We start from the raw sequence: 16,103 nt of genomic DNA, 5'->3' as shown, positions 1-16,103 counted from the left end.
ATTCCTCACATAATTGTATATACTTTCCGGGTGTTGTGGGGCTGTGACCACTATTTGAGGTGATGGCTTTTACTCTTTCCGTTGTTTTTTCTGCATTGACAGTAGCTCAAAGACACCAAAAAAGAAGATTTTGGTTTGCATCAGGCTAGAGAGTTTTTGCTCTTTTGGCTGACTGGCTTTCAGAAGCAGCATTTGAAATGCATGCATGACCACCATGAAAATCATGGCGACATCCATAAAATACTTCAATGGTTTTGGAAATGGATGGATCAGGTTAAAGATCAGAAATCCCCAAACGCAGATCATTAACAGTTTGCCCAATTGAATAAACATCAGTGTTACTCCAAGGTAATCATTATGCAGGTAAATAACGGATATAGAGCCGGTATGCGACTTGTCCGGCGACTTTTTCACGATGAAGTTGCCAGTTAACAGGCACATCAATCGCCGTTGATTCAGATTCAGCCTCAACATAAATCCAGCTTTCATCCGCCAGCCAATTTTGCTCTTCCAATAATTTTATGGTTTCGTTAAGCATGCCTTTACGAAAAGGAGGATCAAGGAAAACGACATCGTAGGGTTTTCCTGATTGGGATAAATAGGTTAATGCACTGTCGTTTATGACCTTGGCATTTTGGGCACTGAGCAAATCCAAATTCGTGGAAAGCTGTTTGGCTATATTACGTTCATATTCAATCAGGGTAACTTGTGCTGCATAACGAGAAAGTGCCTCTAATCCAAGTGCTCCGCTTCCTGCATAGCAATCTAAGCAGTGTGCTTCCTGAATAACCGGGGCTAGCCAGTTAAATAGCGTTTCTCTGACGCGATCTGTCGTTGGACGTAATCCGGGGCTATCCGGTACAGGTAATTTCCGGCCTCGCCATTTTCCGCCAATAATACGGATTTGTCCCATCGATTGCCGTTGTGGTTTCTTTGCCATAATTTGCGTAACAGTTGTTAAGACTTACAGGCATTAATTTACCATGAAATTCATGATTGATATGTGTTGAGCTATTACGAAAATGTTAGACTGACTCTAATTTCGTTATTATTCCTTGTTGTAACGCCATGATTTAACCTTGAGGAGTGCAGTGGCTAATGGCAAAAGAGAAAAAAAGAGGCTTTTTCTCCTGGTTCGGGCGTGGCCGTCAGGAAGAGCAGCAAAAAGAAGAACAATTGGCAGCGGAGCAGGCAGAGCAAGCAGAACAGCAACGTTTGGCCGAGGAAGCCGCGAGGTTGGCGGCGGAGCAGGCAGAACAACAGCGTTTAGCTGAGGAAGCCGCGAGGTTGGCGGCGGAGCAGGCAGAACAGCAACGTCTGGCCGAGGAAGCCGCGAGGTTGGCGGCGGAGCAGGCAGAACAGCAACGTTTGGCCGAGGAAGCCGCAAGGTTGGCGGCGGAGCAGGCAGAACAACAGCGTTTAGCTGAGGAAGCCGCAAGGTTGGCGGCGGAGCAGGCAGAACAACAGCGTTTAGCTGAGGAAGCCGCAAGGTTGGCGGTGGAGCAGGCAGAACAGCAACGTTTGGCCGAGGAAGCCGCAAGGTTAGCGGCGGAGCAGGCAGAACAACAGCGTTTAGCTGAGGAAGCCGCAAGATTGGCGGCGGAACAAGTACAAAGTGAACAGCTAACGCCAGTTATATTAAAAGAGCAAGAGCGCCCGACTAAAGAGGGCTTTTTCTCTCGTTTGAAACGCAGTTTGGTTAAAACTCGTCAGAATCTAGGGTCCGGTTTTCTTAGCCTATTCAGTGGTAAAAAGATTGATGATGATCTGTTTGATGAATTGGAAGAGCAGTTATTAATTGCCGATGTTGGTGTTGATACTACCCGTAAAATCATTAGCAGTTTGACAGAGCATGCCAGCCGTAAAGAGCTAAAAGATGCAGAAGCCTTGTATGCCAAACTCAAAGAAGAGATGTCTGGTATTCTGACTAAAGTGAATCAGCCTTTGGACATTGAAGGAAAAACACCATACGTCATTTTGATGGTTGGTGTTAATGGTGTGGGAAAAACCACGACCATTGGTAAATTGGCTCGTCAATTCCAGGCACAAGGTAAATCTGTCATGCTGGCAGCCGGAGATACCTTCCGTGCCGCCGCCGTTGAACAGCTACAGGTGTGGGGGGAACGTAACCATATTCCGGTGGTAGCACAACATACTGGCGCTGATCCCGCTTCCGTGATTTTCGATGCTATTCAGTCAGCTAAAGCTAAAGGTGTAGATGTACTCATTGCAGATACCGCCGGTCGTTTGCAAAATAAATCTCATCTGATGGAAGAATTAAAGAAGATTGTCCGGGTGATGAAAAAACTGGATGAAAATGCTCCACATGAAATTATGCTGACATTGGATGCGAGTACCGGTCAGAATGCGATAAGTCAGGCTAAGCTGTTCCATGAAGCTGTTGGGTTGACAGGTATCTCATTGACAAAATTGGATGGTACTGCCAAAGGTGGGGTAATTTTCGCCATTGCTGATCAATTTGAAATTCCTATCCGTTATATTGGGGTTGGTGAAGGAATTGAAGATCTACGGCCATTTAAGGCAGACGACTTTATAGAGGCACTTTTTGCCCGAGAGGATTAATTACCTATGATTCGCTTTGAACAGGTCAGTAAAGCTTATCTGGGGGGACGGCAAGCCCTGCAAGGGGTGGATTTTCATTTGCGCCCTGCGGAAATGGCATTTCTAATCGGTCACTCAGGGGCAGGTAAAAGTACCTTGCTGAAACTCATCTGTGGCATTGAGCGGCCTAGCGCCGGGCATATCTGGTTTGCCGGTCATGATATCAGTCGGTTAAAAAGCCGTGAGGTACCTTTTCTGCGTCGGCAGATTGGTATGATTTTCCAGGATCATCATCTGCTGCTGGATCGGACGGTATACGATAATGTGGCAATGCCGCTGATTATTTCAGGCGCCAGTTCGGAAGATATCCGTCGTCGGACTTCTGCGGCTCTGGATAAGGTTGGTCTGCTGGACAAAGCGAAAAATTTCCCAATTCAGCTTTCAGGGGGAGAACAACAACGTGTCGGCATTGCTCGTGCAGTTGTGAATAAGCCGACTGTTTTATTGGCGGATGAACCTACCGGTAATTTGGATGGTGAGTTGTCAGAGGGGATTTTACGACTGTTTGAAGAATTTAATCGGGTAGGAGTGACAGTGCTGATAGCGACCCATGATATGGCACTGATCGAAAGACGGAAATATCGTATCCTGACTCTGAGCCAGGGCCGTATGGCGGGAGAGCATCATGGTTAAAAATGTGCGTAAGGCAGCGGGGAAAGTAACAAGATCGAAAAGTAAAGTTTTACAAGGAGGATGGCGCGAGCAGTGGCGCTATGCTTGGATAAATACGTTGACAGATATGTCACGTCAGCCGTTGGCAACGTTGTTGACGGTGATGGTGATTGCGATCTCCCTGACATTACCAAGTGTTTGTTACATTGTGTGGAAGAATGTCAGCCAGGCTGCGGAAAAATGGTATCCCACCCCTCAACTGACGGTATATCTCGATAAATCACTGGATGATAGCAGTGCTCAGAAATTAATAACTGATCTAAAAGCACTTGATGGTGTGGATAATGTCAACTATCTCTCACGTCAGGAAGCTATGACAGAATTCCGCGCTTGGTCTGGTTTTGGTAACGCGCTGGATATGCTGGAAGAGAATCCGTTGCCCGCGGTGGCTATTATCACACCGAAAATCGATTTTCAGAGTTCACAGACGTTAACCACGCTGCGTGACAGAGTTTCTCAGGTTAAAGGTATTGAAGAAGTTCGGATGGATGATAGCTGGTTTGCTCGTCTGGCGGCGCTGACAGGTCTTATCGGTCAGATTGCGACAGTGATCGGTATTCTGATGATCGTTGCGCTGTTTTTGGTCATTGGTAATAGTGTGCGTCTCACTATTTTCAGTCATCGTGATACGATTAACGTGATGAAGCTTATTGGTGCAACGGATGGCTTTATTTTGCGCCCGTTCCTCAATGGCGGTGTTTTGTTGGGGGCTTTGGGGGCAATTTTATCGTTAATTCTGTCTGCCCTGTTGGTGTGGAAACTTTCTGATGTTGTCACCCAGGTTGCCAGCGTGTTTGGCACGACATTTAATTTACATGGGCTTTCATGGGATGAGTCCCTGCTGCTGGTTTTGCTCTCCGCGATGATTGGTTGGGCCGCTGCCTGGTTGGCGACAACTCAGCATTTGCGCCATTTTACGCCAGAATAAAACGATAATCTTTTCAACAGGCTGAGCGAGATCAGCCTGACAACGCAATAATCATCTCCTTTTTTCCTTAGGTAAGAGTTTCTTATTCACTGACTTAAATCCAAAATCACGATTTTCTACTGTGTAGAATTAATTAAAAAGGTGCTTGTACTCTCTTAGTGAACCTGACGGGTACTTTTATGAAATGGAATTAATATTTGTAGGAGATAGTACAAATAAAGTTAGTTGCATAAAGATAAAACTATCTGTTATTTTTTGTTCTGCGATCCCGTTATAGGGATGGTCGGTGCTAAAATTATTACTCTTCCACGGATCTGTAACTTGAATATGCACATTCTGGTGATAGACTGTACCGCTGTATGTTGAACGTTGGTTCATAGATGTAATCTAATCCATACTAACGATTTGAGCCTTATTTGAGAGGATTTGAATGGCCAAAGAAATGCAAACCTTAGCGTTAGTTCCTCAAGGAAGTCTGGAGGGCTATATCCGTGCCTCTAATACCTATCCAATGCTGACAGCAGAGGAAGAGAAGGAACTGGCTGAAAGGCTGCATTACCAGGGAGATCTGGATGCAGCTAAGAAGCTGATTCTGTCTCATCTGCGCTTCGTTGTTCATGTCGCTCGTAGCTATGCTGGTTATGGGCTGCCTCAGGCGGATTTAATTCAGGAAGGGAATATTGGCCTGATGAAAGCAGTACGTCGTTTTAACCCGGAAGTTGGGGTGCGTCTGGTTTCTTTTGCCGTTCACTGGATTAAAGCTGAAATCCATGAATATGTACTGCGTAATTGGCGTATTGTTAAAGTTGCAACAACTAAAGCACAGCGTAAGCTGTTTTTTAACCTGCGTAAAACTAAACAGCGCTTAGGGTGGTTCAATCAGGACGAAGTAGAAATGGTCGCCAAAGAACTTGGTGTGACCAGTAAAGATGTGCGTGAGATGGAATCTCGTATGTCAGCGCAGGATATGGCGTTTGATATGTCTGCCGATGATGATAGTCAGGAAGGTCAACCGGTTGCGCCAGTGCTGTATCTTCAAGATAAAGCTTCTGATTTTGCAGACGGCATTGAAGAGGACAATTGGGAAAACCATGCGGCTGATAAATTATCGGTAGCGATAGAAAGTTTAGACGAGCGCAGTCAGGACATTATCCGTTGCCGCTGGTTAGATGATGACAATAAATCTACCCTGCAAGAGCTGGCGGATAAATATGGTGTTTCTGCGGAGCGTGTACGTCAGCTTGAAAAAAATGCCATGAAAAAATTGCGTGTAGCCATTGAGGCGTAAATAGCGTGATTTTGCGTTAACGTGTTCACAATGAATAAATTAAAAGGGCGATAATGGTTTATCGCCTTTTTTATTTCATTTTTCACAGTTGTCATCTCACTCAGTTAATTCTATGAAATATGTGTATTGCAGGCGTTACGATCCCCATTCGCACTGGACGAAGGCTTACGGCGGTTTTTGCTAAATTGGGAGCATCGCCAGAAAAGCAAAGGAGCTGATTCAGCTCCTTTGCTCCTTTTTTACGATATTATTATGGATTGCAGCCAGCTTTTTTCGTTGCTCTATACCCCACATGTTTACGGTAAGGATCGAGATTCCATTTATCTTTGTTACGGGCAATATCCACGTGGCAGTCGAACTGATTACGCATACCTTTCGTATTGTACCAGTGTGGGCTGTTGCTGAACTTACGCTCTAGTTCTTTGAATGCCTCATTGGTTCTACCGAAGTGAAGATTGCGGCCACATTTGGTTGGCACAACCGCCAGTGTCATCTTGCCAAAGCGCTTTATCCACTTGCCCGATTCAATATACGGCCCGTGGCGGCAGTTACTGTGCCCATTGTTAGCGCTCGCAGGGAAAACAGCCATGCCGAAGAATAACACCAACAATACAAACCCTATTCTTTTCATATCACCTCCTAAATTACCCATAAATTGTGGTCAATGTGTATACCCAGTTATAATGGGCATACCCATTTATGATTATAATATTGAAAAATATTTTTTTACCATATGTACATTATGTACATTAAATGTCACACATGAAACATTGTGGATCACTCTGGTTTTATTGGATCATAATTTATCAGATCCCGCTGGCCAGTATGGCGCCTAGTCTGGCGCCACATAGGCCCAGGGCTTTTTATACACAATCTGTGAGTTTATTTTCAATGCTGGCTTTTTGCGACACTCTCTAAAGTCGAGGGTTTCCTTGCGGAGGATCTATGAAAATTATTATTGCGCCTGATTCATTTAAAGAAAGTCTCAGCGCCTTACAGGCCGCTGAAGCGATAGAGCAAGGATTTAGGGAAATCTATCCACAAGCCGAATACATTAAATTGCCGATGGCAGATGGCGGTGAAGGTACGGTTGAATCGATGGTTGCAGCCACCAATGGGAGAGTTGTACACCTGTCGGTTACTGGTCCGTTAAATCAGCCGGTGGATAGTTTTTTCGGCGTACTAGGTGATGGAGAAACCGCTGTTATTGAAATGGCGGCGGCTTCTGGCTTGCATTTGGTGCCGATGGAAAAGCGCAATCCGCTGATAACTACGACTTATGGTACCGGTGAGCTGATGTTGGCCGCTTTAAATAAAGGTGTCAGAAAGATAATTTTAGGGATTGGCGGTAGTGCGACTAATGATGGCGGTGCCGGTATGATGCAGGCGTTGGGGGCCTGTTTGCTTGATTCTGATGGAAAAGAGCTGGAGCTTGGCGGGGCTGCGTTAAGTCGGCTTGCTAAAATTGATCTTTCTGGTTTGGATGCGCGTTTGAGACAGACTGAAATTATCGTCGCCTGTGATGTGACTAACCCGTTATGTGGTGAGTTTGGCGCATCTGTTATTTTCGGGCCGCAGAAAGGGGCGACGCCAGAGATGGTGAAAGAATTGGACGCGGCTCTGCGCCATTATGGTGAGAAAATTGAATTACTGACCGGCAGTAAGGTCATTGACGTACCCGGTGCGGGAGCAGCAGGGGGAATGGGCGTTCCTTTACTTGGTTGGTTGGACGCTAAATTGCAACCGGGCATTGATATTATTATCTCCACGCTGGAATTGGAAAAGGTAGTCCAAAGCGCTGATCTGGTTATTACTGGTGAAGGCCGAATGGACAGCCAGACTATTTACGGTAAAACGCCGATTGGTGTTGCTCGTATCGCCAAAAAGTATGCTATTTCAACCATCGCATTGGTTGGCAGTATAAGTCAGAACTATAGCATCGTTCATGAGCACGGATTGGATGCTGTTTTCTCAATTATGCCCGGCGTTTGTTCTCTTTCTGACGCTCTTGCTTGCGGGCATGAGAATTTGAGGGTGACTGCCCGCAATGTGGCGGCGGTCTGGAAAATGGGTCAGCTAGAATAAGAATTTGACTTGGGGTCGTAGTAAAAACCACAAGCATTCATAAAACCTTTTAATGCCGGGTCGTTAGCATCGGAAAACTTTTCAAGGTTTAATTTCCACTGGTTAATGGTGGGATGTTGAACTTTTATTTCATTTATCAAATATAAACCCACTCCCCGGCGGCGTGTTATTTCACGGACACATAAATCTTTAAGCAGGCCGGATTGATCATTGAAAGTCACTTTTACTGCGGCTAGTAATCTATCATTAAAACGGGCAGCGAACAGTTTATTGCCGTTTTTTAGATAGATTTGCCACTGTTCAGGTGTTTGCTGAGGCCATATTTTTTTCAGATCAATCGTATCTTGTGTTGATAAAACAGTAAGTTGTTCAATAGTTAGCTTCATGGTTTTTCCATATTAATTTTAGTTGAATAGCTCAATGGAGTGTCGTGTAACCGCTTTTATACATTACTGGAAAAATGTTTTTAACATGATCGATATTTCGAGCGAAAGATTGCTTTACTAATATTTAACCAGAATATCACACTATATTTTGTCTAAATTCCAATCAATTTTGGCGGTATTTTATTCTGTAATTAATGCTTTTAGCTACCTTGTTCATTTGATTTTAAGCACGAAATGCTATTTTAATAACATGAAAAATAAAATCTTATTCATAAAAATTACTTTATCTAATCAGCGATCACAAAAGATCACGGTTATCCCATTAGATAATCGGAGATCTAAAAGGTAAGCACAATAAATTAGATTAATAACAACACGGGGATAAATAAAATGAAAGTCATAACAGGTAAAAGCCTATTAGCAGGTTGTATTGTCATGATGATGAGTCACTCACTGTGGGCGCAAGAGATCAAAGTGGCGATTGTGGGGGCAATGTCTGGTCCAGTTGCGCAATATGGTGATATGGAATTTACTGGCGCCCGTCAGGCAATTGCAGATATCAATGCTAAAGGGGGCATTAATGGCAATAAGCTGGTGGGCGTTGAATATGATGATGCGTGTGACCCGAAACAGGCTGTAGCCGTCGCGAATAAAGTGATTAATGATAACATTCGTTATGTTATCGGCCACTTATGCTCTTCGTCTACTCAACCGGCATCTGACATCTACGAAGATGAAGGTGTCATAATGATTACACCAGCGGCAACCAATGCCGATCTGACAACTCGTGGCTACCAGATGATTCTGCGTACTACCGGGCTGGATTCTGATCAGGGGCCAACGGCTGCGAAATATATTGCTGAAAAGATTAAACCTCAGCGTATAGCTATTGTTCATGATAAACAGCAATACGGTGAGGGGCTAGCGCGATCTGTTCTCGATAAGTTGAAAAAAGCGGGAGCCAATATTGTCCTGTTTGAAGGCGTCACGGCTGGTGATAAAGATTTTTCGGCTCTGGTTGCCCGCCTGAAAAAAGAAAATGTGGATTTTGTCTATTTTGGCGGCTACTACCCTGAAATGGGGCAAATTCTGCGTCAGGCTAAGCAGTCCGGTCTGAATATTCGTTTTATGGGGCCGGAAGGCGTGGGTAACTCCTCACTATCCAATATCGCCGGAGTCGCTTCCGAGGGCATGTTAGTCACATTACCTAAGCGTTACGATCAGGTGCCGGTAAACAAAGCTATTGTTGAGGCGATCAAAGGTAAGAAAAGCGATCCGACAGGTCCGTTCGTCTGGACAACTTATGCTGCTCTGCAATCTCTGGCTGCGGCGATGAACCGTACCGGTAGTATGGAACCGACGGATTTGGTGAAAGACCTGAAAGCGAATCCAGTGGATACCGTCATGGGAACACTGAGCTGGAATGCCGTTGGCGATCTAAAAGGGTTCGAATTCGGTATTTTTGAATGGCATGCAGATGGTTCTTCCACTTCTGTGAAGTAAAGTCGTCAGAATGGTCGTCAGCGCCTGTTTGTCAGGCGCTGCTATTCCAGAGGTACAACGTATGTCGGAGCAATTTCTCTATTTTTTACAACAGATGTTAAATGGAGTGACTCTGGGTAGTACTTATGCATTGATTGCCATTGGTTATACGATGGTTTACGGCATTATCGGGATGATTAACTTCGCTCATGGTGAAGTTTATATGATTGGTAGCTATGTCTCCTTTATTGTGATTGCGGCTCTGATCATGATGGGAGTTGATTTGGGCTGGTTGCTGATTACTGCCGCTTTTTTAACATCAATTGTCATTGCCGCTGCTTATGGTTGGAGTATTGAACGAGTGGCTTACAGACCTGTTCGCCATTCCAAGCGCCTTATTGCCCTGATTTCAGCGATTGGGATGTCTATTTTTTTGCAAAACTATGTCAGCCTGTCACAAAGTTCTCGCGATCTGGCCTTGCCGAGCCTGATTACCGGACAGTGGGTATTAGGTGAAAGCGATGGATTTTCTGCCAGTCTTAGCGCAATGCAACTGACCATCTGGATAGTGACATTTCTTGCCATGCTGATATTGACACTGTTTATTCGCTATTCCCGTATGGGACGTGCCTGCCGTGCTTGCGCGGAAGATCTGAAAATGGCCAGTTTGTTGGGGATCAATACTAACAGAGTGATTTCCTTGACCTTTGTTATCGGTGCGGTAATGGCCGCGGTAGCCGGTGTTTTGTTGGGGCAGTTCTACAGTGTGATAAATCCGTATATCGGTTTTATGGCAGGAATGAAAGCTTTCACCGCAGCAGTATTGGGAGGAATTGGCAGTATCCCGGGAGCGATGATTGGTGGCTTGATCTTGGGAATTTCAGAAGCCCTAACTTCTGCTTATTTGAGCACAGAATATAAAGATGCCGTTTCCTTTGCTCTGCTCATTGTTGTGCTGTTGTTTATGCCCACTGGAATTTTAGGCCGTCCAGAGGTAGAAAAAGTATGAAACATGCCAATTGGATGAATGCCGTTATCGCCTCAGTCGTTTTATTTGTGTTGTCTGTCTTTATGATGGGGATGCAGTTGTCGCTGGACGGTACGAAGTTGGTCGTCCATCGTGCCGAAGAAGTGCGATGGTTATGGATTGGTATTGGCTGTGCGGTTGTTTTTCTGTTCCAGCTATTGCGTCCAGTTGTTCAGCAGACAATGAAGAAAGTACCGATTAAAAATTGGTCGTTGCCGGATTTCGATGGCTCAACCAAAGGGCAAAAGTTACTGGCAATATTGGTCATTATTGCTGCAATTATCTGGCCGTTTATTGTATCCCGTGGTAGTGTTGATATTGCTACGTTGACGTTAATTTATGTCATGCTAGGGTTGGGTTTGAATGTCGTGGTTGGTTTGTCGGGGTTGCTGGTACTTGGGTATGCCGGTTTTTATGCTATCGGCGCTTATACCTACGCTTTGCTGAGTCACTATTACGGATTAGGGTTTTGGCAAAGCTTGCCGCTGGCGGGGTTAACGGCGGCTTTATCGGGGCTGTTGTTAGGCTTTCCGGTATTGCGATTGCGAGGTGACTATCTGGCAATTGTTACCCTTGGTTTTGGTGAAATTGTTCGCATTCTACTGTTGAATAATACTGAAATAACCGGCGGTCCGAATGGTATCAGTCAGATCCCAAAACCGACTTTCTTCGGGTTGGAATTTAACCGCGGTGTGAAAGAGGGAGGTTGGGATACTTTCCACAACTTCTTTGGTTTGAAATACGATCCTAGTGATCGGGTCATCTTCCTCTATCTGGTGGTGTTACTGTTGGTAATACTGACAGTATTTATTATTAATCGGCTACTGCGTATGCCATTAGGCCGGGCATGGGAAGCGCTGCGTGAAGATGAGATTGCTTGTCGCTCTCTTGGTTTAAGTCCAACCCGAATTAAACTGGCTGCATTTACTATCAGTGCTGCATTTGCTGGTTTTGCCGGTACTTTATTTGCTGCCCGGCAGGGGTTCGTCAGCCCGGAGTCCTTCACGTTTGCTGAATCTGCTTTTGTGCTGGCGATTGTAGTACTCGGTGGGATGGGCTCACAGACTGCGGTGATTCTGGCGGCCGTTTTGTTGGTGGTTTCCCGTGAGATGATGCGTGACCTGAATGCCTACAGCATGTTGCTGCTAGGGGCAATGATGGTATTGATGATGATTTGGCGCCCGCAAGGGTTGCTACCGACAAAACGCCGTCATGTTAAATTGGAACGGCAGGTACAGAGAGGAAAGCAAGCATGAGTGCAACGCCATTATTGCAAGTTTCCGATCTGACCATGCGCTTCGGTGGCTTGCTGGCGGTTAACAACATTGCCTTGAGGCTAAATCAGGGGGAAATTGTTTCTCTTATTGGCCCTAATGGTGCCGGGAAAACCACGATCTTTAATTGTCTGACAGGATTTTACTGTCCGACTAGCGGTACCATAAAGCTGCGGGAGAAACATCTGGAAGGGTTATCTGGGCAGGCGATTGCATGTATGGGCATTATCAGAACATTCCAGCATGTGCGGTTGTTCCGAGAGATGACGGTGATTGAAAATCTATTAGTAGCGCAGCATCAGCACCTGAAAAGGGGCCTTTTGGCCGGTCTTTTTAAAACGTCGGCATTCCGCCGGGCAGAATCTAAGGCTGTAGATCGGGCCATAACTTGGCTGGAACGGATTGGTTTATTACCACTGGCAAACAGACAGGCCGGTAATCTGGCATACGGTCAGCAACGGCGTTTGGAGATTGCCCGCTGTATGGTAGCTCGTCCGCGGATTTTGATGCTGGATGAACCCGCTGCGGGTCTGAATCCGAAAGAGACAGCAGAGCTAAATGCTTTAATTGCTGAATTGAGGGAATATCATCAAGTTTCCGTATTGTTGATCGAGCATGATATGAAATTGGTGATGGGAATATCAGATCGTATCTATGTTGTTAATCAGGGAATGTCTTTGGCGCAAGGACGGCCAGAAGAGATTCGTAACAACCCGGATGTTATCCGGGCATATTTGGGCGAGGTGTATTAATTATGTTGGAATTTAAGCGGGTATCTGCCCATTATGGAGAAGTTCAGGTATTACATCAGGTCAGCCTGAATATTCAGCAGGGGGAAATCGTCACTCTAATTGGTGCAAATGGCGCAGGAAAAACAACGTTGCTCAGTACCTTATGTAGTGAACCCAGAGCAACCGAAGGTTCCATTATTTTTCGTGGTAAGGAGATCACCCAATGGCCGACATCTCGTATTATGCGTGAGGATATTGCGATTGTTCCTGAGGGGCGCAGAGTGTTTGCTCGCATGACAGTGGAAGAGAATTTGGCAATGGGCGGCTTTTTTGCTGATAGGACCCAGTATCCGCAGCGCCTTGAGCGGGTTTATGATTTATTCCCGCGTTTACAGGAAAGGCGTCACCAGCGGGCTGGAACGATGTCCGGTGGTGAACAGCAAATGTTGGCAATTGGCCGCGCTTTAATGAGCCAGCCACAGTTATTGTTGCTGGATGAGCCTTCATTGGGGTTGGCGCCGATAGTGATTATTCAGATTTTCGATACTATTCAGCAGTTGAGGGAAGAGGGGATGACAATCTTTTTGGTTGAGCAGAATGCCAATCAGGCGTTGAAATTGGCTGACCGAGGATATGTATTGGAAAACGGTAAGATCGTACTGGAAGACAGTGGGTCTGCATTATTGGTTAATGAAGCTGTGAGAAATGCGTATTTGGGAGGATAGAGACGTATTCTTTTTCACAGGAAGGGAAATTAAGATGGTTGATTATCCTCGTAGTACTGGGAAGGTTGTTTTTTCCCAAGGTGAGGACGCCATTAATAATGATTTGAGTTTGGTATTATCTGTGGGCGGGGCAACGAGTGTGGTTTCAAATGCTTTGAAATCTGCCCTTATTTTTTTCTGTGTTTTTTCGTCATATTTTAAGCGATATATACCCTATGGATTTCAAGATGCATCGCGACGGCAAGGGAGCGAATCCCCGGGAGCATAGATAACTATGTGACCGGGGTGAGTGAGTGTAGCCAACAAAGAGGCAACTTGAAAGATGACGGGGATAGTTTATTGGTGGAGTAATGAAAGGTCAATTAATTGTATTCAGTATATTTGAGTAGCTAAAGTCTACAGTCAAAATTACTTTGCTATTATGAAGCTAATTTTATTTTATCAGAAAGGATATGCTTTTAAGAATGTTTATCCATTATCTTATAAAAGGTATAATTAATTGGTAATAAAGGTATTGTTGATTGGAAAATAATAAAAATATATGGTCAAGATAATAGACTGTTTTATTTATTATAATTTTAATATTGTGAGTGAATTTGTGAATTATTATAGTCACTGCATAAAGGTAAAATTGTAAAATAAAAAATAGAATTATGTAGCACTATAGTAACCAATATTAACATTATTAAATTAGAGTAAATAACATAATGTCAATAATTTCCATTTTAATATTTTTTTATATATTGTTTTTATCTCATGTCATTTTGGCAATTCGCAAATAATAGTGATTTCATTGAATCAAGACATTGACACGGACTATATCTCTGCTATAGTTTTATATTGTTGTGATTTGTTTTAGATATGTCTCATTAATAACTAACTTATAATATGGATATCTTAATGTTCTGGTGAGTTATTGTGGTATGTAAAGTCCACATAATATATTGGGGAATTAAATTTCAAAGGTAATAGTGGTTCTATAATGGTTAAAGAGTATCTTTAATTAAGTGGTAATACTGTGTTTTGAAAATGTTTATATGTAAGTTGAGTTGGTTTTATTTAAATTTTAATGAGGAAAATAAATATGTCTAGAATAACCATTGTTGTTGATTCAGATGAACAGAAAGCGGAAGTTTATTCTAATTCTCCTGTTCCAGTACATAAAGACTTAAATGCAGTTGGTCCTTTGAGTGAACTGACTATATCACCTCATGCTAGTGTGGAAGTATTTAGAATAGATACGCCAATAATTCCAGAATCCAGAAAATCTCTGAGAGTTGTCAATACAGGGTTAGCAAATAGTGTTACGGCTAAATTTTACTGGTCTCATAGTTTTACTTCTGAATGGTTTGAGTCTGGTTCGATAGATGTAGGATTAGGAGAAGATAAGGTATTAAATGTGCCTAGCAACTCCTTTTATTATAGTAAGTTTGTTATCTATAATAACTCGGATAAAGTTGCTTATGTGACGGCAAATTTGGTCTAAACATCTTATCTTAATTGAAGGGTTTCATTATGCAGACAGAAAATGTTTTAGACATAAGAACCATTGTAGCTAATGAATATGCGGTAAAAACGAGTGCATTAGAGTGGGATGTTACTGACATTGTAAAAAATGCAATCATAGGGGGAATCTCTTTTATACCCTCAGTTGGCCCTGCTATATCTTTTTTAGTCGGTTTATTCTGGCCTCAATCGAAAGAAAATATATGGGAAGGGATTGTCAAACAAATTGAAAGGATGATAGAGGAGTCTGCGTTAAAGACGATTAAAGGTATCCTTGCAGGTGATATTGCATATATACAAGAGCGGATGGCAACCGTTGCTGATCTTCTTGATAAGCACCCAGGATCAGAAGAAGCGAGGAGTGCTTTTAATAACCTGGCAGAAAATATAGACGGTTATCACAAAAAATTTAATAATTTTTCCGATGATGTTAACTATCAGATATTACCCATGTTTTCTACTACGGTTATGATGCAGATAACATATTGGGTTGCTGGTTTAGAGAGAAAAGATGAAATTGGGCTTAGTAATATCGATATTGAAAAAGTCCGAGGATTAATTAAAAAGACGGTAGAACAGGCTAATAGCTATATTAATAATATATATGATAGAGAGCTAAATGATGCTCTTAATAACTCGACGGCTGATACTGTTGCAAATAATGTGATGTCTGTTCATGGTCACTGTCGGTTACATGGAATTGAATATATCAGTATTTGGGATAGATTAAGTGAAGCTGAGTCTGTAAATAATAGAATCTATGTTGATGTTTTAAGTTATTCTACTTTCTTTGACCGTCAAACAGCAAAAGCCAGAATTCAGGCATTGACTCCAGAGAAAGATATGGCTCCACCTCTCAAACCGGCTCTTAATGGAGGAAAAAGGAGAAGGATAGATTCGTTAACGGGACATATTGTGCGTATTGGCGGGGCTGCGAGGGTAGGAGGGCTGACAGTTGTATTTGATGATGGTAGTCGCCATCAATTAGGTACAATATCTGGTGAGACGTCATCTATTTCTCTGAATGGTAGTCGAATTACCAGTTTGGAAGTATGGGGCAATGGTGCTGTTGATCAAGCGGTCTTTACTTTGAGAGATGGTCGTTCATTGTCATTAGGTTCTCCTGGAACATCTCGGTATAGGAAATTTTATGTCGGTGAAAGCCACTATATTGCAGGGATATATTTGTCCAGTGATTACAGCCCATTAGCTGGTCAGGCAGCAAATATTGCTGTATCTTATCAACTGATAAATGACGATGAAAAATAATAGCTTTTAATAAGTATATTTTATATACGTAGAATGTTATTGGTTTTTATTTAGTTTTCTTCTGTATCTAATATATTTGCCGGCATCTCTGTTCATATGGTGAATCAT

At 43.4% G+C, this 16,103-nt stretch carries 16 protein-coding genes; 12 read left to right on the top strand and 4 right to left on the bottom strand.

Annotated features, from left to right (window positions below; all coding sequences use genetic code 11):
• Positions 1-69 precede the first annotated feature (69 nt).
• Both EAE92_RS19320 and rsmD read right to left on the bottom strand, forming a co-directional pair.
• Positions 70-333, bottom strand: a complete 264-nt coding sequence (locus EAE92_RS19320; protein ID WP_036809366.1) for a DUF1145 family protein — start codon at positions 331-333, stop codon at positions 70-72.
• A 22-nt stretch (positions 334-355) separates the two neighbouring features.
• Positions 356-940: a 16S rRNA (guanine(966)-N(2))-methyltransferase gene (gene rsmD / locus EAE92_RS19315; protein WP_214069252.1), complete on the bottom strand. Its 585-nt coding sequence runs from the start codon at positions 938-940 to the stop codon at positions 356-358.
• A gap of 158 nt (positions 941-1,098) precedes the next feature.
• On the opposite strand from rsmD, the gene ftsY reads away from it, so the two are divergent.
• The 4 genes from ftsY (at position 1,099) to rpoH (ending at position 5,510) form a co-directional block, all read left to right on the top strand.
• A complete protein-coding gene (gene ftsY, locus EAE92_RS19310) occupies positions 1,099-2,583 on the top strand; it encodes a signal recognition particle-docking protein FtsY (protein ID WP_214069251.1) in 1,485 nt (494 codons plus the stop codon).
• A 6-nt stretch (positions 2,584-2,589) separates the two neighbouring features.
• Positions 2,590-3,255 (top strand): cell division ATP-binding protein FtsE, encoded by a 666-nt coding sequence (ftsE, locus tag EAE92_RS19305; protein WP_040149253.1) that lies wholly within the window; start codon positions 2,590-2,592, stop codon positions 3,253-3,255.
• Entirely contained in the window at positions 3,248-4,222 is a 975-nt protein-coding gene (ftsX, locus tag EAE92_RS19300; RefSeq protein ID WP_214069250.1) for a permease-like cell division protein FtsX, read from the top strand. Before ftsE ends, ftsX begins: the two co-directional genes overlap by 8 nt.
• A gap of 430 nt (positions 4,223-4,652) precedes the next feature.
• The gene (gene rpoH / locus EAE92_RS19295; RefSeq protein ID WP_105398384.1) at positions 4,653-5,510 is read left to right on the top strand and encodes an RNA polymerase sigma factor RpoH; all 858 of its coding nucleotides are present in this window, start codon (positions 4,653-4,655) and stop codon (positions 5,508-5,510) included.
• A 250-nt stretch (positions 5,511-5,760) separates the two neighbouring features.
• Here the strand turns inward: rpoH and EAE92_RS19290 are convergent, their stop codons facing one another.
• Positions 5,761-6,162, bottom strand: coding sequence for a DUF2599 domain-containing protein (locus tag EAE92_RS19290; protein WP_082301029.1), 402 nt, complete (start codon positions 6,160-6,162; stop codon positions 5,761-5,763).
• 293 nt (positions 6,163-6,455) lie between these two features.
• On the opposite strand from EAE92_RS19290, the gene EAE92_RS19285 reads away from it, so the two are divergent.
• Positions 6,456-7,595, top strand: coding sequence for a glycerate kinase (locus EAE92_RS19285; RefSeq protein WP_214069249.1), 1,140 nt, complete (start codon positions 6,456-6,458; stop codon positions 7,593-7,595).
• On the opposite strand, the gene panM is transcribed toward EAE92_RS19285, so the two are convergent.
• Entirely contained in the window at positions 7,583-7,981 is a 399-nt protein-coding gene (gene panM / locus EAE92_RS19280) for an aspartate 1-decarboxylase autocleavage activator PanM (RefSeq protein ID WP_214069248.1), read from the bottom strand. The two genes, EAE92_RS19285 and panM, sit on opposite strands and share 13 nt — an antisense overlap.
• A 390-nt stretch (positions 7,982-8,371) precedes the next feature.
• On the opposite strand from panM, the gene EAE92_RS19275 reads away from it, so the two are divergent.
• The 7 genes from EAE92_RS19275 (at position 8,372) to EAE92_RS19245 (ending at position 15,995) form a co-directional block, all read left to right on the top strand.
• On the top strand, positions 8,372-9,484 hold the full coding sequence (locus EAE92_RS19275) for a branched-chain amino acid ABC transporter substrate-binding protein (protein WP_214069247.1): 1,113 nt from the start codon (positions 8,372-8,374) through the stop codon (positions 9,482-9,484).
• 61 nt (positions 9,485-9,545) lie between these two features.
• A complete protein-coding gene (gene livH, locus EAE92_RS19270) occupies positions 9,546-10,472 on the top strand; it encodes a high-affinity branched-chain amino acid ABC transporter permease LivH (protein ID WP_214069271.1) in 927 nt (308 codons plus the stop codon).
• A complete protein-coding gene (locus EAE92_RS19265; protein ID WP_214069246.1) occupies positions 10,469-11,746 on the top strand; it encodes a high-affinity branched-chain amino acid ABC transporter permease LivM in 1,278 nt (425 codons plus the stop codon). The genes livH and EAE92_RS19265 overlap by 4 nt, the downstream gene beginning before the upstream one ends.
• The gene (livG, locus tag EAE92_RS19260; protein ID WP_214069245.1) at positions 11,743-12,516 is read left to right on the top strand and encodes a high-affinity branched-chain amino acid ABC transporter ATP-binding protein LivG; all 774 of its coding nucleotides are present in this window, start codon (positions 11,743-11,745) and stop codon (positions 12,514-12,516) included. The genes EAE92_RS19265 and livG overlap by 4 nt, the downstream gene beginning before the upstream one ends.
• A gap of 2 nt (positions 12,517-12,518) precedes the next feature.
• Positions 12,519-13,220, top strand: coding sequence for a high-affinity branched-chain amino acid ABC transporter ATP-binding protein LivF (livF, locus tag EAE92_RS19255; protein WP_214069244.1), 702 nt, complete (start codon positions 12,519-12,521; stop codon positions 13,218-13,220).
• Positions 13,221-14,304: 1,084 nt separating this feature from the next.
• A complete protein-coding gene (locus EAE92_RS19250; RefSeq protein ID WP_036809336.1) occupies positions 14,305-14,706 on the top strand; it encodes a hypothetical protein in 402 nt (133 codons plus the stop codon).
• Positions 14,707-14,735: 29 nt separating this feature from the next.
• Positions 14,736-15,995, top strand: a complete 1,260-nt coding sequence (locus EAE92_RS19245) for an insecticidal delta-endotoxin Cry8Ea1 family protein (RefSeq protein WP_214069243.1) — start codon at positions 14,736-14,738, stop codon at positions 15,993-15,995.
• The last annotated feature ends 108 nt before the right edge of the window (positions 15,996-16,103 follow it).

Origin of the sequence: Photorhabdus hainanensis (assembly GCF_018448965.1) — a bacterium.
Taxonomy (GTDB): Bacteria; Pseudomonadota; Gammaproteobacteria; order Enterobacterales; family Enterobacteriaceae; genus Photorhabdus; species Photorhabdus akhurstii.
Note: the sequence above shows the minus strand (reverse complement) of the source record. Positions and strands in the feature narration are given on the sequence as shown.

Excerpts from the sequence above, each read along its gene's own strand:
- EAE92_RS19320 (WP_036809366.1), bottom strand. The coding sequence starts at position 333 with ATGTTTATTCAATTGGGCAAACTGTTAATGATCTGCGTTTGGGGATTT.
- livF (WP_214069244.1), top strand. The coding sequence starts at position 12,519 with ATGTTGGAATTTAAGCGGGTATCTGCCCATTATGGAGAAGTTCAGGTA.
- livG (WP_214069245.1), top strand. The coding sequence starts at position 11,743 with ATGAGTGCAACGCCATTATTGCAAGTTTCCGATCTGACCATGCGCTTC.
- EAE92_RS19250 (WP_036809336.1), top strand. The coding sequence starts at position 14,305 with ATGTCTAGAATAACCATTGTTGTTGATTCAGATGAACAGAAAGCGGAA.
- livH (WP_214069271.1), top strand. The coding sequence starts at position 9,546 with ATGTCGGAGCAATTTCTCTATTTTTTACAACAGATGTTAAATGGAGTG.
- EAE92_RS19290 (WP_082301029.1), bottom strand. The coding sequence starts at position 6,162 with ATGGGTAATTTAGGAGGTGATATGAAAAGAATAGGGTTTGTATTGTTG.
- ftsE (WP_040149253.1), top strand. The coding sequence starts at position 2,590 with ATGATTCGCTTTGAACAGGTCAGTAAAGCTTATCTGGGGGGACGGCAA.
- ftsX (WP_214069250.1), top strand. The coding sequence starts at position 3,248 with ATGGTTAAAAATGTGCGTAAGGCAGCGGGGAAAGTAACAAGATCGAAA.
- EAE92_RS19285 (WP_214069249.1), top strand. The coding sequence starts at position 6,456 with ATGAAAATTATTATTGCGCCTGATTCATTTAAAGAAAGTCTCAGCGCC.
- rsmD (WP_214069252.1), bottom strand. The coding sequence starts at position 940 with ATGGCAAAGAAACCACAACGGCAATCGATGGGACAAATCCGTATTATT.
- EAE92_RS19245 (WP_214069243.1), top strand. The coding sequence starts at position 14,736 with ATGCAGACAGAAAATGTTTTAGACATAAGAACCATTGTAGCTAATGAA.
- ftsY (WP_214069251.1), top strand. The coding sequence starts at position 1,099 with ATGGCAAAAGAGAAAAAAAGAGGCTTTTTCTCCTGGTTCGGGCGTGGC.
- panM (WP_214069248.1), bottom strand. The coding sequence starts at position 7,981 with ATGAAGCTAACTATTGAACAACTTACTGTTTTATCAACACAAGATACG.
- EAE92_RS19275 (WP_214069247.1), top strand. The coding sequence starts at position 8,372 with ATGAAAGTCATAACAGGTAAAAGCCTATTAGCAGGTTGTATTGTCATG.
- rpoH (WP_105398384.1), top strand. The coding sequence starts at position 4,653 with ATGGCCAAAGAAATGCAAACCTTAGCGTTAGTTCCTCAAGGAAGTCTG.
- EAE92_RS19265 (WP_214069246.1), top strand. The coding sequence starts at position 10,469 with ATGAAACATGCCAATTGGATGAATGCCGTTATCGCCTCAGTCGTTTTA.